Genomic DNA, 903 nt, shown 5'->3' with positions numbered 1-903 from the left:
GTGCGCGTAATGCGACGTTATGGTAAATGGAGTCTATGGTTATTTTAGGAGGGCTTTTATTTCTTCGGCATTAGCATAGCCTCTTCTTTTTAACTCAGCCATTGCAGCGCCAGCTCTTAATGGTGTGCTGTGGCGTTCTGTTGCAATGATTCTTGCTAGTTCGCGATCGCTAAGTGACACTACCTCTTCTCTGTACTGCTTGGCTCGTTCATTTGCAGCTTTTGTTTCTTCCCATGCAGCTTTTCCTACGGTTTTAGCTACATCAAAAGCTTTATCCCAGAATCCCATAGTGGTCTCCTTTATCCAATCGGAGATGTTGATATTCTGCGGCTACGGCATTTTGGGCAGTAGTCTGGTGTCCCATAACCTGCTCTGCTAGTCCATTCATGCTTACAATCCAAGCACTTAGCTCTATATATTGTTGGTGCCATTTTCCACCTCTGTTAAACAAAGAATTGTATAGTGCACTCTACATAATCCGTTTAATTGGTGTCAACGATGTGCTGGAGGACGGCTATCAGGTTGCTCTTAGTGTTACTAAGAACATGATAACTATCAAAAAAAAGCAATAAAAGCCTAATGCCCCCGTGGTGGGTAATGTATAAATCACGGGGAGCGTAGCGACCTTCGTCTAGATCGTTTCTTTGTTTTTCTTACCTTGCAACGGCTTGATTTTGTGGGTGAAGTGCCAGACGTTTGCAATCACACTTTACCTCTTACAGCTCCTTAGTTGCTCATTTTATCAGGTGCTAGTTATCGTACAGCGAGACGGGGCAGAGCTTAACTCTTTCGCGGTTAAGTTACGTTTCCACCAGTTGCCTGTTTATCCTGCCGGAGTCCGGTGCGTAGACCTGAGCATCTAAGGTGCAGATATGGGTTTAATGTCGTTGAATGGTATTAAGC

Annotated in this window: 1 protein-coding gene; it reads right to left on the bottom strand. The window is 44.3% G+C overall.

The genetic code is table 11. The features are described from left to right. Nucleotides 1–39: 39 nt before the first annotated feature. The gene (locus tag PH562_RS30650) at nucleotides 40–288 is read right to left on the bottom strand and encodes a hypothetical protein (protein ID WP_000508159.1); all 249 of its coding nucleotides are present in this window, start codon (nucleotides 286–288) and stop codon (nucleotides 40–42) included. Between the last annotated feature and the right edge of the window lie 615 nt (nucleotides 289–903).

Source organism: Rhizobium centroccidentale (assembly GCF_030182565.1).
Taxonomy (GTDB): domain Bacteria; phylum Pseudomonadota; class Alphaproteobacteria; order Rhizobiales; family Rhizobiaceae; genus Rhizobium.
This window is presented reverse-complemented; position numbering and strand designations above follow the sequence as displayed.

Coding starts and splice junctions, on each gene's coding strand:
- PH562_RS30650 (WP_000508159.1), bottom strand. CDS start 288: ATGGGATTCTGGGATAAAGCTTTTGATGTAGCTAAAACCGTAGGAAAA.